The sequence below is a fragment of the Clostridium pasteurianum genome, assembly GCF_001705235.1.
GTDB lineage: Bacteria > Bacillota > Clostridia > Clostridiales > Clostridiaceae > Clostridium_S > Clostridium_S pasteurianum_A.
Genome location: NZ_MCGV01000001.1, coordinates 603,897 through 621,376 on the forward strand (window position 1 = coordinate 603,897; position 17,480 = coordinate 621,376).

17 protein-coding genes and 1 pseudogene are annotated in these 17,480 nt (G+C 30.1%); 3 read left to right on the forward strand and 15 right to left on the reverse strand.

Features of this window, described 5'->3' with window-relative positions:
- Positions 1-339: 339 nt before the first annotated feature.
- Complete coding sequence (locus tag BEE63_RS02745) at positions 340-840, reverse strand: putative ABC transporter permease (RefSeq protein ID WP_066019928.1); 501 nt, start codon at positions 838-840, stop codon at positions 340-342.
- A gap of 135 nt (positions 841-975) precedes the next feature.
- Here BEE63_RS02745 and BEE63_RS02750 point away from each other — a divergent pair, with 135 nt between their 5' ends.
- From BEE63_RS02750 to BEE63_RS21925, 3 genes and pseudogenes are all read left to right on the forward strand, one after another.
- Complete coding sequence (locus BEE63_RS02750) at positions 976-1,326, forward strand: hypothetical protein (protein WP_066019929.1); 351 nt, start codon at positions 976-978, stop codon at positions 1,324-1,326.
- Positions 1,327-1,368: 42 nt separating this feature from the next.
- Positions 1,369-1,566 (forward strand): annotated as a pseudogene (locus BEE63_RS21140) (helix-turn-helix transcriptional regulator).
- A gap of 163 nt (positions 1,567-1,729) precedes the next feature.
- Positions 1,730-2,365 (forward strand): phospholipase D-like domain-containing protein, encoded by a 636-nt coding sequence (locus BEE63_RS21925; protein WP_198507933.1) that lies wholly within the window; start codon positions 1,730-1,732, stop codon positions 2,363-2,365.
- Positions 2,366-2,790: 425 nt separating this feature from the next.
- Here BEE63_RS21925 and BEE63_RS21145 read toward each other — a convergent pair whose 3' ends face one another.
- The 14 genes from BEE63_RS21145 to BEE63_RS02820 form a co-directional block, all read right to left on the reverse strand.
- The gene (locus BEE63_RS21145; RefSeq protein WP_081312447.1) at positions 2,791-4,101 is read right to left on the reverse strand and encodes a LamG-like jellyroll fold domain-containing protein; all 1,311 of its coding nucleotides are present in this window, start codon (positions 4,099-4,101) and stop codon (positions 2,791-2,793) included.
- Between the two features lie 377 nt (positions 4,102-4,478).
- Positions 4,479-4,619, reverse strand: coding sequence for a hypothetical protein (locus tag BEE63_RS21535; protein WP_157797088.1), 141 nt, complete (start codon positions 4,617-4,619; stop codon positions 4,479-4,481).
- Positions 4,620-4,686: 67 nt separating this feature from the next.
- Positions 4,687-4,821 (reverse strand): CPBP family glutamic-type intramembrane protease, encoded by a 135-nt coding sequence (locus BEE63_RS22515; protein ID WP_431732473.1) that lies wholly within the window; start codon positions 4,819-4,821, stop codon positions 4,687-4,689.
- A 341-nt stretch (positions 4,822-5,162) separates the two neighbouring features.
- Positions 5,163-5,702, reverse strand: coding sequence for a hypothetical protein (locus tag BEE63_RS02770; RefSeq protein WP_066019931.1), 540 nt, complete (start codon positions 5,700-5,702; stop codon positions 5,163-5,165).
- A gap of 63 nt (positions 5,703-5,765) precedes the next feature.
- Complete coding sequence (locus tag BEE63_RS02775; RefSeq protein ID WP_066019932.1) at positions 5,766-6,701, reverse strand: GH25 family lysozyme; 936 nt, start codon at positions 6,699-6,701, stop codon at positions 5,766-5,768.
- A gap of 20 nt (positions 6,702-6,721) precedes the next feature.
- A complete protein-coding gene (locus BEE63_RS02780; protein WP_066019933.1) occupies positions 6,722-6,982 on the reverse strand; it encodes a hemolysin XhlA family protein in 261 nt (86 codons plus the stop codon).
- Between the two features lie 13 nt (positions 6,983-6,995).
- Positions 6,996-7,289 carry a hypothetical protein gene (locus tag BEE63_RS02785; protein WP_066019934.1) on the reverse strand — a complete coding sequence of 98 codons (294 nt, stop codon included), beginning with the start codon at positions 7,287-7,289 and terminating at the stop codon, positions 6,996-6,998.
- Positions 7,290-7,300: 11 nt separating this feature from the next.
- The gene (locus tag BEE63_RS02790; protein WP_066019935.1) at positions 7,301-8,230 is read right to left on the reverse strand and encodes a hypothetical protein; all 930 of its coding nucleotides are present in this window, start codon (positions 8,228-8,230) and stop codon (positions 7,301-7,303) included.
- A 62-nt stretch (positions 8,231-8,292) separates the two neighbouring features.
- The gene (locus BEE63_RS02795) at positions 8,293-8,778 is read right to left on the reverse strand and encodes a hypothetical protein (protein WP_066019936.1); all 486 of its coding nucleotides are present in this window, start codon (positions 8,776-8,778) and stop codon (positions 8,293-8,295) included.
- A gap of 71 nt (positions 8,779-8,849) precedes the next feature.
- Positions 8,850-10,091 (reverse strand): hypothetical protein, encoded by a 1,242-nt coding sequence (locus BEE63_RS02800; RefSeq protein ID WP_066019937.1) that lies wholly within the window; start codon positions 10,089-10,091, stop codon positions 8,850-8,852.
- A 7-nt stretch (positions 10,092-10,098) separates the two neighbouring features.
- The gene (locus BEE63_RS02805; protein ID WP_066019938.1) at positions 10,099-11,199 is read right to left on the reverse strand and encodes a signal peptidase II; all 1,101 of its coding nucleotides are present in this window, start codon (positions 11,197-11,199) and stop codon (positions 10,099-10,101) included.
- Between the two features lie 11 nt (positions 11,200-11,210).
- Positions 11,211-12,206 carry a hypothetical protein gene (locus tag BEE63_RS02810; protein ID WP_066019939.1) on the reverse strand — a complete coding sequence of 332 codons (996 nt, stop codon included), beginning with the start codon at positions 12,204-12,206 and terminating at the stop codon, positions 11,211-11,213.
- 194 nt (positions 12,207-12,400) lie between these two features.
- Positions 12,401-14,239, reverse strand: a complete 1,839-nt coding sequence (locus tag BEE63_RS02815) for a LamG-like jellyroll fold domain-containing protein (RefSeq protein ID WP_066019940.1) — start codon at positions 14,237-14,239, stop codon at positions 12,401-12,403.
- Positions 14,240-14,257: 18 nt separating this feature from the next.
- Positions 14,258-17,476 (reverse strand): LamG domain-containing protein, encoded by a 3,219-nt coding sequence (locus BEE63_RS02820; protein ID WP_066019941.1) that lies wholly within the window; start codon positions 17,474-17,476, stop codon positions 14,258-14,260.
- Positions 17,477-17,480 lie beyond the last annotated feature (4 nt).

The window sequence follows — 17,480 nt, forward strand, 5'->3', positions numbered from 1 at the left end:
AATTAAGAATTAAGGAATATTTTCCTCCGCTTTGCTTTGGAAAATCTACATTTTATAAAAAACATTTCTACTAGTGGAAATGAAAGCAGTTATACGTTTAGAAATTCTTCGTAGTGAAACGGAGAAAAATTCACATTGCTTTTATTTTAATAGAAGTAACAGTATTTTGAGGACAATTTAAATGAAATTGTATAAAACTTAGAGGGTGATTTTGAAAAGGCTTAGAAATTTTAATTGTTTGAACGCCAGTGAGTTATTAAAATTTCTTAGGCTTTTTAAAATCTCCCTCTTAGTTTTATTAATTTTATTTAATGTCCCAAAATGCTGTTACTTCTAATTTCATTTAAGAGTTATCAAATTCTTAAAATACACTAATATACTCGGAGGTCTATCATTTCCATAAAAATAACATGAAAGTACATCATCAAACCATATTATTATAACAGGAAGTACATACCACCAAATACAGTTTTTAAGTTCTATTTGTCCCATAAAATTAAATTTATCCTGGCTGTAGTCCCAAAGATGCAAATTTAAATACAAATTGAAAAAAATACCTGAAATCAGCTCCATTAAAGTTATTAAAGTCCCTCCAATTAAAACCTGCTGCCACATTTTCAAATTGCAGTATCTTGGTCTATCATTTAAACATCCTATGATTACACCACATAATCCTCCAACTAAAAACATCCACAAGCTTGTATATCCCATAAGAGACAATGGCTTAATTCCTTTATATCCAACCATTTGATTTCCCATTACTCTTGCAAGCACTTCTATATCCATATAAATACTGCCAAATACTATAAAGTGAATTATTTTATTTTTTAAATATTTCATTTCACGCCTCCTTTAACATAATATTTTTTTGCAATGTAATACTATTTTTAATTTATAAAAATATCCATATTGACTTAAACTTGTAAAAGTCATATATTTGTCTCATAATAATAAAAAAGAAAGGTGTTTTGTACAATGAATAACAATAATAAAATGTTTACTGCTTTATTTTTTATTGTTTGTACCATTATTCCAATGTTTTTTGTAACCAATAACTGGTATAGGCTTTATAGCCATAAGTTTACCTTAGGCGAATTTAATCCATTAAAATTAATAATTATAGGTCTTATTTCCCTCTTAATAATAAATATTGCTGTTTTTAAATTATTCCCAAAAATCAAAGATGAATTGTTTAAATTAAATATATTAAAAGCTTCTATGGTAAGTTTTATAAGTTGTATTGTAGGTATTATCATAATAATATCTACATTGTCATTAAATGCTATAAATAATTTTTTATTAGTTTCATTAATTTTATACTTATAGCAATTTTTGTTTTATCATTTTTTTATTTTGAAAGGACTTAAAATGAATTTAACAACAACAATTAAACAACATAGAAAATTGAACAATATTACGCAAGAACAATTAGCATAAATGGTCAATGTTAGAAGAGAGACCATTCAAAGGCTAGAGAATGGAAGATATAATCCATCTTTAAAACTTGCATATGATATTGCAAAAGTGCTTAACACTTCAATAGAAAGTTTATTTATATTTAAATAGTGTGAAGTAATAGTATTTTGAAACATTAAATTTTAGTGAAACAGCTCTTATTAATGTGTATTACGTTTTAGCACAATTAAATTAAACGTTATGGATAATAACCGCTTGACAGTTTTCCATAAAATGGTAATATATAGTTATATTTTATTAAAGGGGTGAATATATGAATAAACATATTTCTAAAGTAATATCTATTATATCCATATGTATTTTAGTCTCAGGATGTGCTGCTGTAAAAGCGGCATCAAATCATAAGAAACAATATACCAAAGCCAAACCAACAATTGCGAAACGCCAAAAAAATAATACATCAATTGCAATTAAGCAAAGTACTTCAAGCGGTAATATAAGTTATTACTTTCCTAAAGATGGTGGACAACCTGATAAACGTCTTATTGATGTAATGAATACTGCTGAACATACTCTTGATATTGCTATTTATTCTATTACTAAACCTAATATAGTTAATAGCATTATTACTGCTAAACAAAGAGGATTAACTGTAAGATTAATTACAGATGCCAAAGAATCCCAAAGTAAATTTGAATCAGAAGAACTTACTCGGTTAAAAAATGCCGGAATACCTATTAAAATTAATACCCACACAGGTCTTATGCATTTAAAAGTTACTATTGCAGACAACCAGATTGTAACCACAGGATCATATAATTATACTAATGATGCAACTTATAAAAATGATGAAGTATTAGTTGTTCTAAACGATTCAGTAACAGCAAAGCAATTTGAAAGTGAATTTGCTAGAATGTGGAATGATACTGCCAATTTTACAAAATATTGATAATATATTACAAACAGTACAAAATCACTTAAAATAAAAATCTTAAAATAGGTATTAACTTGCTAAATTGTCTATAATTATTAAATATAATACCATTTTAAGATTTTTTTATAAATATAGCAAGTATACGGTATTATGTTTTGGTTGCTTATGTAAACTATTAGGCTACATTATTTTGTTTTCTGCCATATATGCCCTCACCACTTACTTCTGCCTTTGTTATCTAATTTTTCTATATACTATTACAAACTTCAATTTCAGGTCATATTCATCTAATATATAAGCTAAAAGTGTATCTTCAAAATTTGTTGTTCTCTTTTATGGTAGAAAAGGCACCTGAAATTAATGATATAATACCTTGGATATCCTAGCTTCCTCTTAAATAAAATAAGCACCAGTATTTCTACCAGTGCCTTGTATCTTAACTATTTTGTATAGTCATCTACTTCAAAAGATGATATCTTGTCAAATATAACATAATCAGTTCTTTTAATATCAGGATTTGAACTTTGAGTTATGTCAAATTCATAAAACGGATCTCCACTTCCTGCTGATCTTAACTTATACCATGATATAAATTTATTAACTTCATTCATAGTCACATTATACTGCTTAACCTGTCCATTTGTCATGGTTACATTTAATGCAGCTTTATCTGAATCATCCGTTATAGGCGTTGGATTATTTGCTTTTGTTACTGTAACTGTACATTTAGCACTTAAATTACTTCCATCCTGTGTAGTTGCCGTAATTGTCACTGTTCCTTCGTTGTTTCCTGCTGTTATTTCCCCGGTATTTTCGTCTACTTTTGCTATACCTGTATCACTACTTGTCCATTTTACAGTTTTATTAGTTGTATCATCAGGTGTTACTGCTGCTGTTAAAGTATCAGTTTTGTTTTCTTCTATTGAATCTGTTGTCTTATTTAACGTTATTCCTGTTGCTATGCTATTGTAATCTATTACGTCATTATATATTTGTAAATTTTTTAATGAACCTTTAAAATACCAATTAATATTAGTACGATTATCTAAACCCACAGATAAGTTATTTGTAACTTTCGATTGTAAATTAGATGAAGCTGTAACCTGTGCATCAGGATTACTTAAGTCATCAATATACAACTTAACCCCATTAGTATTTGTGGTTCCATCCCAAATAAACATGACTTGATGCCATAAATTATCGTTTATTGATTTATTTGATGTTATTGTAAATAATCTATTTCCACCATTAGATTCAAACCACGAAATTTTACCTGATGTTGACATTAAAATTAAATTACCTGTGAATGGATCTGAATAATCTTGATTGACTAAATACATAGTATTTGATGCTGCATTTGTTTTCACCATGAATTTAATGCTTTTTTTACCTATAGGTATTATCGGCTTACTAAACTGTATATAATCATTTATTCCATTAAAGCTTCTATATGTTCCATCATTATCAGTTACACTTGTAGTACCACTATAAGTACCATCATTTCCATTTCCTGAACTATCTTTACAAACTGTTCCACTTGTTTCATCCATTTTATAATTTGCTACTAAATTAGATGAATAATCTTTCTTAGGTACATAATTTTCATTATTTACTGCTGCAACTGCATTGTTATTTGAAGAGCCTTTAGTTAGATTTGCAAATATTTTACTGCTATCACCACTAAATATAACTGAGGCTACTACAAAAAATGCACATAAAAATAATCCAATAAATTTAAATTTTTTCTTCATTTTATTATCCCCCTAAAATATGTATTATTTTACTTATAGCCAATATTATTATCGTAATATAATAGCATTTATATAGTATATATTTTAACTATATATCATTAAACTCACATCATTTCTTTCAAAACACCAATTTTTAATAGTAACCTAATCTCTATAAATACATATAATAAAAATGTAAATATTTTATTTTTCGGAGGAATATATGCATTATAGAAATAATAGATCAGATGATAATGTCAAAAACAACGTAGAGGATGATCAATACACTGAGGAGCCTATATCTTATGATCAGCAACCCCTATGCCCATTTTGTTATGAGCAGGAATATTCCGACCCACAAAGCGATTCAATGTCTCGCCGTCGAAGGAGAAGGAGACCTATGATGTTCCATCATTATCAAGGTATGCCTTATTATCAAAATATGCCTTACTATCAAAATATGCCACATTATCAGAATATGCCATATTATAACATGCCTTACATGATGCCTTACATGATGCATTATCACTATCATTCACATCACCATTATTATCATAGATAGTATAAAAAATATATATTATATAATGAAAAGACACCTGATTAAATTCAGATGCCTTTCACTTTATTGATTACTTTGTATATTATTGTACCAAGCCAACAAATTAATCTAGTTTGAAGATATCCTCTATAAATAACTTCTTCCACAAATACAACCACAGCATTCATAATTAAAATATACAAACTCGTAGTAAATATAACGTTAATATCCTGGCTTATTACATCTATATTTTTATATAATACACAAAAAACAATTTATTCTAGCCAAAAATACAATGTCATTATTGATAGTCTATTATTAATTTTTTACAAATATTATAAAAAATATAATCTTTAATATTATTATACATTTTTCTTATTATATTGTTTAATAAAAAAGAACCATAGTTTTTACTATAATCCTAAAAGTTTTCATATAATAACTTACTTGGAGTGTTATGCATTAATTATTATGTAAAAACTTAAACATAGAAAATAATCCCTAGAATAGTTTTTTCTACTCTAGGGATATTTTGTTTTATTTATTATTTTACAACGCTCTGAATTGTATTAAGTTTCTGTTTTAACTGAACATTATCCTGCAAAGCAGAAGATAACTTATTTTGAGCTTCCTGTATCTGTGCAGTTTTCTGCGCTTCATTTACTGGTGTGTGTCCTAAATCATTTACAGCATTTTTAATTGTGGCATCTATAAGAGCTTTCTTATTATCATCAACGGTAACATTCATTTCACTTAAAACATTAAGTACAACATTTTCTGCTGCCTGTGCCCTTTCATCTTTACCTATGTCACCTGCATGAGACAGCTGCTCTGCATAGCCCACTGCTATTTTAGCCCATTTTTCTATGATTTCAAGTACTTTGATTGCAGAATTACCTGGCATAACATCACTTGCCACATTCAAAATTTTGTCTGCATCGTCAACCATAGTTTTACCTGTGCCTATTGTATTTTCTACATTGACACCTTTCTTTCTTGCATATGGAAGTGCAGCTAGTAAAAAAACTAACACTCCAAAAACAACTCCTGCTATTGCAATAATTTGATAACCTTCATTTGTCATAATGAGACCCCTCCTATGATTTCTAAAATTTTTCACAAATAAAAAAGACAACCCCATTCATATTTAAGGCTGCCTTAATATTTCTTTTAGTGTATTTATTCCTACTTTCCCATCTGCCGATAAACCGTGTACGCCTTGAAAATTCCTAACAGTACTATCCATAATACCAGCAAAATAATGATCCGGTCTTTGTCCAAACTGCGACTCTAACCAATCGGTGTAAGCATCATTATGATAGCCATGTATCTGTGCAACAGGAAGCTTTTCCGCTGCCTGAAAAGTTCTTGTACCTGGTTTACCATCTTCAGTAAGCATATTACCATTATTATCTCTAAGCCCTAGTCCATTCAAAAGATGCTGTAAACTTCTAGCTCTGTCCATATTAAATCCATTCCACATGTTATTAGATTGTGAAACAGCTATTGCAGCATTACTTGTGTTCCCTATAAATATTCCATCTGAAAATTCATCAAGATCCACAGAACCACTTATACCTGATACTCTTCCTGCCTCAGAATATTGGAAGCCAACATATGAATTACCTATATTAGGTTTACTTACTCCATACTCCGCTATCCAAAGCGGCAAACTTCTAACTCTACTATCCATATATTCTTTAAAAAAGCTTGTATATGTGTAAACTCCAGTATCTTTTCCATGTGATAACATATAATCTGCAAACTGCCTTATACGGGTTGATGCATCACTGTTAAATAAGCATCTATCTTCTGCATCAATCATATACCTTAAATCAAACTGTAAATTACCTATAATACTTAAAAAATGCTGTGCTTCAATGTATGGATTATTTGCTCTTAGATAATGATAGGTTCCAACTTTGAGCCCTGCCGCTTTAACGCCATTATAATTCTGCATGAATTTTGAATCATTGTAGGTAACGCCTTCAGTTGCTTTGATGTAAACAGCTTCAATGCCTGCCTCTTTTAATGCCGAAAAGTTTATATTCCCCTGTCCTTCGTAAATATCTACTCCACGCATTTAAATTCCTCCTATTCTATCTATTTTAAATGTAATTCTATTAAATAAATAAAAAGCCCCAAAAATGAAGCTCCTAGCAGTCCAATACCCCACTTAAGGGTACTTACTAAATTTTTAATTTGTTCACATAAATTTTCAATTTTTTCATCCACCGCAGCTCCACGCTGCTCCAATTTTTTTAACCGTTCTCCATGATCATTAAGTCTTGTATCATGTAAATTTAACTTTTCATCAATCACTTTGTGTCGTTCTCTACATAAATTCGAATCATATTCACTCATGATACACCTCCAATTAGTATTTTACATTGCCGCCAAGCTTTCTAAATTTATTTAAAACATGTTCTTTAGGTATTCTAGTAAATACATAGGCATTATTATCTAGAGCATTATATCCTCGCAGTACATGCTGATTTCTAATCCCTCTTAAAATTGGTACACTTGGCACACATAAACCGCTTAAAAAGCTGCGTGAGCGCTTACCAGATAACATCATTGGTGCTGGCACACATAAGCCACTTAAATAGCTGCGTGAGCGCTTACCAAATAGTATCGGTAAATTTACAATAAATCCAGTATAAGTTGCCATATTAACACCACCTAACTAATCTTCATAACCCAAACTGATGCAGAAACAGAGTTCATCCAATATGCCCAGCCTCCATATGCATTAATTTGATTATTAATATACCACTGTTGAACAAATACTTTATACGTACTATCTCCAACTTTTATAATATCTCCATTAATAACATTTGTAGCAGGTAAAAAATATAATCCATCAAGTACACCCAATAATCCACAGCTTGGATTTGTAACATCGTCTCCATTTAAATAAACTGGCCACATCAAATATTCACCGCCTGGAGTTGGGTTATTAGCGTTTAAATAAACAGCTGATGTTACGGTTGCAAAGTATGGATTATATGAACCAGATTTACATTGGGACGTCTTTAACCATACTGGTTTATACGCATTAACCTTAGTTCTTAAATTGCTTCCACAAATAAACTGATTTATATTTGTACTTTCTAAATTAGTAGCTAAGTCCGGATAACCTATATACATATACTGAGGATAATTATTTAACACTGCTGATTTCTTTTGTATAGTTATAAGTATCCTATTATCTAAAACATCAACAAAATATTCAACGGTATCTGTTGGCAGCCATGTAGTATCATAATTTGGTGAGCCGCTGCATATCGCCCACAAAAAAGTACCTTTATTCGTATGTGTACCATTTGTATTTGCTGTTGCATTTGGTAAATAATTTTCGCTTAAACCTACCATAATAATGTATGTGTTTTCAACTGTGAAATCTTGACCCTTTAATGTAAAAAATACACTTTGACCATTTTTACCAACACCGGGGCTCTTAAAAATCCACCCATCAGAACCGCCACCATCGATATTATAGTCTTGTTCGTTATTACTTGAGATCTCTGTCCAGTTAGATCCAGAAGATAAAATTGCATCATGTATTGCTTGTAATAAATCACTTTTTAGACATTCACCTTTTACTAACATTAAAGCACCCCTTTCTTATTGTTCTAAATAGAACTTATAAAATGTTAAAGTTGGAATCTGTTTTATCCATTTTTTTGTATTGTGAGACCTAATAATTTCATATTTAAAGTTACTGGATTATTAGGGTTATAATTTGTTATTACAGCGTGCAGCGAATTTGTATTTGAATCTTTATCTTCATAAGGAACAAATACGCTGTCTGTATAATGAGTTACCTTACCTGAATCATATAGTAGGAATCCATTTTCTGCCTTGTCAAAAACCCTAAATCTGAATGTACTACCATCTGGTATGTCCAAATATAGAGTAGTCAAAATCATTGTATCATCACCCAAATCATAATTCTTTGTAATTTCTTCTATAGGTTTTAAATTAATAGTGTCATTAATCTCCCTGTATTTCAATTCCGCACCACCTTTTAAAGAACTTCCTTGTGTGTGGCTTAATATTTCTTCAAGTATTTGCTCGCTGCTCCAAGTAGAAGACCTAGATGTTTGACCATCATCTATTACCGGTATAGTTAAACTTACACTAAAAAATTCACTCATATATTCACCGCCTATTCTTCTATTATCAGCTAAAAAATTGTGATAATTTGCCTAAGACAGAATAACTATTGCTAGTTATTAGGTTTCATCATTCTAATTTGAAATTTATCATCTAATTTGTCAATTAATTTTGTACTATTTGAATCATGTGTTAACAACGCTGTTTTTAAATCATCTATACCGTAATCATTGAACCACTGTTCCTTCTGAATATCATCTGTAGGAATGCCCAATAATGTCAAAACGTTATTTTTAATAGAATAATATTTTTCATCTTGAACAATTAAAAAAGGTGATGGTAATTTAGTTATTGTTATAGAACCATTACCTCCATTACCTCCAGGTAAATTCCCAGCGGCTCCCCCTATTCCTCCAGTTGCAATTATACCAGTTGCAATTGGACTTCTATTAACCATACAAAATATATTTATAGAACCACCGCCAGAAGCTCCTCCAGCAACCGTATTTCCATTTCCACCGTTACTTCCATTAGCTGATATAACTTTGCAATTATTAAATGCTTTACAATATATAATTAATAATCCTCCAGTACCATTTTCACCACTATTTCCGCCATAATCTCCGTTTCCTGCTGGATTACCAGCTCCACCTCCTGCTGTCAAGTAGCTATAATTATTACTTGTACTTGCATATCCACCAGCACCTCCATTAGAAGATCCACTGCCTCCCCAAGCACCACCATATACAGATACAGCACTTCCTCCACCTGCACCTCCTGAAAAGGCTGTCCCTATTCCACCAGAACCAGAACCAGCTATAGGTCCTTGAAGTGTAGCTGAGCAATAACAACTTCCTGAACCACCGCCGGCAGTTGCTCTGGAAGTTCCATCAGCTCCTTTTATGCCTACAAATTCTCTATTAATCAATCCTCCAGAAGCACTTCCACCTATCCCTCCAGCAGCTGGTACATATTCAAAAGAACCATCACCATTTTTTAATAAGTAAACATCTTTTCCTTCAGCATTCGCACCTCGCGCTGTCATTGATATATCTCCGTTATTGGTCAATATACCTTTACAATAAATGCACATGCCTTTTTTTCTCACTTGCGGCGTAAATATAACATCTTTATCAATAGTTAAATTTTTATGATATATTAGTATAAGCATTTTAGTATCCGCAATATTATCACCTAAGGTTGGTGATGCTGAATATTCTATATTGTCATTAAAATTATATATCTCAGCATCAATACTAGTATTATTGTGTAACACTAAAGTATGTATTCCGTCTGGTATATTTTCATTTTTTAAGTAATCATATATTGTTTCTCTTCCTACATAATTTGACATTATTTAATCACTCCTGATAATTAATTTTGGCATCCCCAGTAAATTTTATAAACACATGCAATTGTGTATTTGAAGCGTACTCAACATCATAATCCATTTCTTTTGCTTGTATCCATTTGCCTTTTCCATCATATTGCATTTCTAAATTGTCTATGCCTTCTTCATCTGAAATACTATCCATTGAAAGAAAATAAGCAAATCTAATTTTTTTATTGGTATTAAGTAAGTTCCATGATGTAGAACTCACCATATTAAATGTTACTACACTCATACCTTTTTCTTTTATATCTTTAATGCTAAGAGATAAATTTTCCCAACAATTTGTATTTCTATTATATGTTTGCCAAGTTGCTCCACTATCAATACTGCATATTATTTTAAAGCTACTTCCTGCAGATGTAACCTTAAGATAATCTATATTACTAACATAACTTAAATCTTTATCATTTTTTTCAATTATAAGTCTATCATTAGGTATTGCGATTAGATTCAAAACTTCATTAGTACCTTCCGTTAATCTTTTTATATCATCTATTTCTTTAAAAATACTTTTATCAAATTCACATGAATATTCTTTATTTTCTATCCCTATATCATTTTCATATGTCATCGGGTAATTATAATTAGTTTTCAAATGTACTGTACCATCAAATTCAATCATGTCATCTGTTTCAAAATTATTTTCATCTGTACTGCTGAAATCATTTAAAGTTTTTACTACATTTTGTTCTGTGCTTGGATCCCATTTCAGGACATTTACCCTAGGCACCTTAAAATCTACTGTATTAATTGGAATATCCACCTCATATGGTGTTGTAGTTGAACCTGTTATTCCCGTTTTACTCACTTGATTCATACTAAGTCCACTTGCTTCACCTATGTTCTGCAAGTCCATAGTTACAAACTTCTGTTCATCTGCGGAATATATAACAACTTGTTTATCTTTTTTATTTGCTACATTAACATCATCTAAACCTCCAAATTTCGTTATCCTGTGCTCTATTATTTGATCTAAAATATGTTGACTTGTCCACCCTGTAAAACTGTTAGTTGCGCTGTCATCTAAAACAACATCTTTGTTTAAAGTTACACTAAAAAATTCACTCATACAGTCACCGCCTATTCTTCTATTATCAGCTGAAAATCTCTTGCTGAAAAATTGTGATTATCTGCACTTTTGGTTATTTTTACAAATATATTTTTGCTCTGCCCATGATCCAAATCTAATTTTATCTTATCTGAATACGTGGTGCCGTCCAAACTCAATTGTATATTATCATTACTTGATGTCTCAGTACTTATGGTTAATCCTTTGTAATCTACAGTATCAATATTCTTAATAGATATACTTTCATCTAAGTCTTTTAAAACTCCTGGATCTACATCCGTTACAATTAGGCCATTATAAATTACTTCAAGCTCATATTTACTGAACACATATGCATCACCATATTTTAAATTTAATAAATCTGACTTATATATCTTACTTCCAGTAGAATCCTTAAATAGAAAATACCCTTGAATATTACCATCCAAAAACATCTTGCATTCAAAATTGCCATCAAATAATCTCGTCTTTATTAAATTATCCTTGGAATCATATAATTCACATGAAGTATTTTCTGGAAAATGATCTATAGTAACATAAGGATTTGCATATACTTTATAATTATCTAGTATGAAATCCTCATTTGAGTACTTCTGAAATCCTTGGTTTAAAATTGCATCTGTAAAATTCATTCCGCCTATATTAGTGTAGTTAATGCCATCATCACTTACATAGGCTTGTACGTAATTATCCTGCTTAAGTACTTTCCAGAACTTATGTTGTTCAGTCTTAACTATATCTTTAATGCCAAAATTATATTTATCACTTCCTAAATATAGTGCAGCATAATCATCCTGACTCATGTCATTAAAGTTTTCTTTTTCTACTTCTATAACAAATTCATTATAGTTAAAATTTCTTTCAATTTTGTTGTTTGATATTAATTTCAATTTTCCTGTTCTTATATCTCTCGTGACATTGGCACTTCCAGCAAAATCACTAAAAAAAGAAGTCAAGAAAAAATTCTCAACTTCTAGTAGACCATCTTTTACTTTTACAAGTCTCATAATGACATCTCCTACCTATTAGGCTGCATTTAAACGTAAATCCCACAGCCCGTATATTTGTATTATCTTTTTTATGTACTAAAGGTAATTTCATATTTTTGTTGCATCTAAAATTTCCTTTACTTTTTCTCTATATAAAAAGGGTACAAAGTCTATTGTAAATCTTCCACTTTGTACCGCAGCAACATGCATATTTAATTACCTATGATTATATTTGGTATTATATTAGTAGTACCTTCACTGATTTTTTTTATTCCTGTTGTAGTAGAACTAATTCTTTTAACTCCATATGAAACAATTTTATCTCTGAATGTTCCCTGTAAAGCCTGTTCATAATGAGAATTCTCTGTATAATCAATAATTGTTTCACCCATGGATGGCGTAATAGTTACATCTGTTGTACTCAATAGCCATGCAAAATCTAGTTGCACAGGATTTACGCTTAAACCACTTAAATCAGCAGTTAATTGAGCTATAGTTAAATTAGTAAAATAAGCCTCTATATCAGAATATAAATTGCCATTAGTAAAAGCACTACTATCAGATAAATTTCCTCCTGCACCTGTATCTACTGCTATATGCCAACCGTTACCATCATGATATAACCACTTTTTTCTACCATCAAATGAAACTAACCATTTAATAGAAGTATTTGCTGGAGTAGCTACATTTGATGATATAGAATTAATTTTAGATACTGTACTTAAGCTAATTGATGTAAATTTAGTTAAAATATAGTTATCTAATATTGAAGGATTAATTACATCATTATATATCTGTAAATTTTTCAAGGAACCTTGGAAATAATCAAGTAAAATACCTGACATCTTTCCAATAGATAGATTTGCAGAAGGAGCATTTTCAATAATATTTCCTGGAGCTACTTTAATCGCTTCACTAAAATCATCTAAATATACCTTTAATGAAGTAGAATTAATAGAGCCGTCATCAGTAAATAATATTTTATGCCATTTACCATCATTTACATTTTCTAATGAAATAGAATGGTTACTATCCCAGTTATTGTTTTCATAAGCAAAAGTTAAATTTCCAGTGTTACTACCAATCACGATCATAAAACCTGAAGGTTTTCCAGCTGCATTATGATTACTCATTAAATATTGATCAGTACTTCTTGTTCCCGAAAATTTTATTTCAAAATATATAGATTTTTTGCCATTAGGTATTACAGCATCATTAAAATTAATATAATCGCTTGTACCATTAAAACTTCTATAAGTTCCATAAGAATCAGTTACACTTGTAGTACCATTGTAAGTGCCCTTATAAAGATTTTTACTATCTATACAAGCTGTTCCACTTGTTTCATTCATCTTATAATTATTAGTACAACTTTTTCCAACCTTTAATTCTGCAACATTATTGCCAATAGTTATCACCGTACTATTTTCTTGTATATAATCATTACTATTACTAAAATTATTACTAGAATCTGATACAGTACTGCCGGGAATTTCTTCTAATATTTGCATCATCATTCTATTATTTTTAACTTCATTATGATTGACAATTATCTCTTGTCCTTGACTAATACTTATGGGGCTTCCATCTGGCTGAACTATATCTCCACTAGAATTAACAATATTACCAGTTGAAACAGTAAAATATTCATGTTTCTTAGTAGAAGGATTATAACCTAAAATTGGCAAATTACCTGATCTAGTTGAATCATCTACAGGAATACCATTTATACCTGTTACTTCAGGATTATCCTTTGTCCCACCTAAATCTCCAGATAACTTAATTTCACTAGTTCCATATTTATCCCATGAAGTACCACTCCAAATATTGATTGATCTATCTGTAGTTAGAAAATATGGCTTATTGCTTATAATATCAATAGTTGGAAGTACTCTTACTATTTCAACTTTATCCTTTAAATAATTTACCTTAGTTCCATCTGTTTTTACAATATTTATAGTTTTCTCAGTAAATATTATTTGACCTGCTGTTTTATAATTATCTAAATTTGATTCTAAATCCGCACTAATTTTTATTTGTGTATCTGACATAAATTATTCACTTCATTTCTATAAATTAAATATTTCAAAATTTTCATTTTGAGATGAGCCCAAAGTATCTATGATTATATTTGGTATTATATTAGTAGTACCTTCACTGATTTTCTTTATTCCTGTTGTAGTAGAACTAATTCTTTTAACTCCATATGAAACATTTTTATCTTTGAGTGCTCCCTCCGAAGCTAGTTCATAATGAGAATTCTCCGTATAATCAATAATTATTTCACCAATGGATGGAGTAAGCGCTGCATCTGTTGTGCTCAATAGCCATGCAAAATCTAGTTGTATCGGAGCTATGCTTAAGCCACTTAAATCAGAAGTTAATTGAGCTATAGTTAAATTAGTAAAATAAACCCCTATATCAGAATATAAATTACTATTAGTAAAAGCACTACTTTCAGATAAATTTCCTCCTGCACCTGTATCTACTGCTATATGCCAACCATCACCATCATGATATAACCACTTTTTTCTACCATCAAATGAAACTAACCATTTAATAGAAGTATTTGTTGGAACAGTTACAGTCGATGATATGGAATTAATTTTAGATACTGTATTTAAACTAATAGATGTTACTCTTGTAGTTATATAACTTGGGATTATTGAATATCCACTATATTCTTTTGTAGGAGGTATAAAATCTTCTGTCCATCTAGCTATGCCTTTAGATATTCTTACTTCGTCTATATAAGTATTAACAAGAGGGAAACTAGAATCTAAATCTCTTCCTATATATATAGGTGTATTTCTATATGAAGGTACAAATGATAAGGTTGTAGTATATAATAATTTTCCATTTATAAATATATAAATATTACTATTTTTCTTTGCTATAGCCATATGTTGCCATTGATTTAATGCGTTACCGTTATTGTAAATATATGTCATATTTATATTTTTTGCTGGATCATCAGAATTGCCAATAATAAATCTTAAGTTCCCATATTCATTTTCATATATTACAGAATAGTTTGGAGGCCATGCTCCAGTCTTTCCAGAATTATTTATTAAATAACCATTACTGCTGCTTGTAAGATATAACTGAAAGTCTATTGTAAAATCAGAACTGTCCATGCATAATTCAGCATCATGTGGAATTGACAAATAAGATGATCCTGAATTATTAAAAGAAGCACTTCCGTTTCCAAATTTCTTATTTGTGGATTCTAATACAACACCATTATTTGTGACAGTATGTCCACATTCATCTTTAAATGTTCCTTCATCCATGTGCAGCATTAACTTAGTATAACTATCAATTCCATCGCTAGTTAATGTAGCATTTCCATTTTTTATTATAGTGTTGTCATTTTCCTTAACATAATCATTAGCATCACTAAAATTGTTACTGGTGTCTGATACAGTGCTACCAGGAATTTCTTCTAATATTTGCATCATCATTTTATTATTTTTAACTTCATTATGATTGACAATTACCTCTTGTCCTTGACTAATACTTATGGGGCTACCTTCTGGCTGTACTATGTCTCCACTAGAATTAATAATATTGCCCATTGAAACAGTAAAATATTCATGTTTCTTAGTAGAAGGATTATAACCTAAAAGTGGCAAATTACCTGTTCTAGTTGAATCATCTACAGGAATACTGTTTATACCTATTACTTCAGGTTTATCATAAGTGCCGCTTAAATCCCCTGTTAACCTGATTTTACTATCTCCATTTGAGGGTGAACCCGAGACATCTATATTCACTATTGCCTGTCTTGGCTCAGAAGTATTATTTTTTATACTGAATGTTGTATCATCAACTTTTTTTATCTGAAATTTTACAGTAGTCTCATCATAACTTCCACAACTTGCAATTTCATCGTGTGCCATAGTTTTATAATTTAGTGTAATCGGGCTTATGCAAGGCGTTACAGTATTATCAGTCGTACTTAATTGAAATGCAAAACCTAAAGTTGACGGAATTATTCCTAAAACTGTTAAATCATTTTTTAATTGTTCTAAAGTTAAATTTGTAAAGTAAGTTTGCAAATCTGTATTACTATTACCTTTATTGCCCCAATCAGAAGATAAATCATCAGTAAACTTGTGAATTCCATTACTGTCTTTATATAACCATGTTGTGTTATTGTCTACACTAAATAAACATTTTACAGCTGTATTTGTTGGCAACGTAATAGGTATGAATAAAGAACTAAATGTATCTACATATTTTATAGGGTAATTAACAACATTTGTCGTTTCTAAATAAAACATTTCAGAGTTTGGAAGAACATAATTTGATTCTCTTGTTGGTGGTGTAAAATTACCTGTCCATCTTGCCATATGAGATACTCTAAATTCATCTATATATCCATTAATGTATGAAGAAAACCACGGAGCACTTCCTATTGTAACTATACTGTTAGGATTTAAGAGACTATAATCCCCTACATTCATAGATATTTTAGAAACTCCATCTAGATACAGTGTTATTATTTTTCCGCTTCTTACCAAAGCTACATGCTGCCATGTATTGGTTAATACAGTATTTTCACCTGTTTCAATACCTTGTATCCATCCTCCTCCATTTCCTAGCATTAAACATAATGAATTTCCTATTGTATTTGATGTTGCTAATCCAAAATTATGATCTTGATTAAATGAAACGAAATATTTATTACTCTGATAAACTGATAAATTCATCCAAAAATCAATTGTAAAATCTTCTTTTCCAAAGCAAAAATAATCTGGATTTGGAATACTTAGATAGCTGCTACCATTAAAATAAGCACTGCTATCACCAAATTTTTTGTTATTTGTGTTTAATGTAACTCCATTACTAGTAACTGTATGACCACATTCATCTTTAATTGTGCTATTATCCATATGCATTAATAATTTTGTATAAATATCCAGTTCTACTTTATTATCAATTATAACTGAATCGCTTTGACCTGTATAATCATTTGAATTTTTAAAATTAATTTGTGTATTTGTTATAGCGCTTGGCAAATAATGCTCCTGTACCGATAAAAGATATTTATTACTTGTTATTTCGGGAGTATTAATAAAACCCTCTTCTCCTGCATTTAACAAAATAGGTGATTCTGTAGGTTGAATAATATTACTTGAACCTTCACTCAAAGATACAGTTTTATAGGTACCATTATCACTAAGATATTTAGTTCCATCACCATTTACAATTAATTTACTTACTTTTCCCTTTTCTTCATCCGTAAAATTGTTGTTTCCCAAAACGTTAAAAAATTTGCCCAATTTA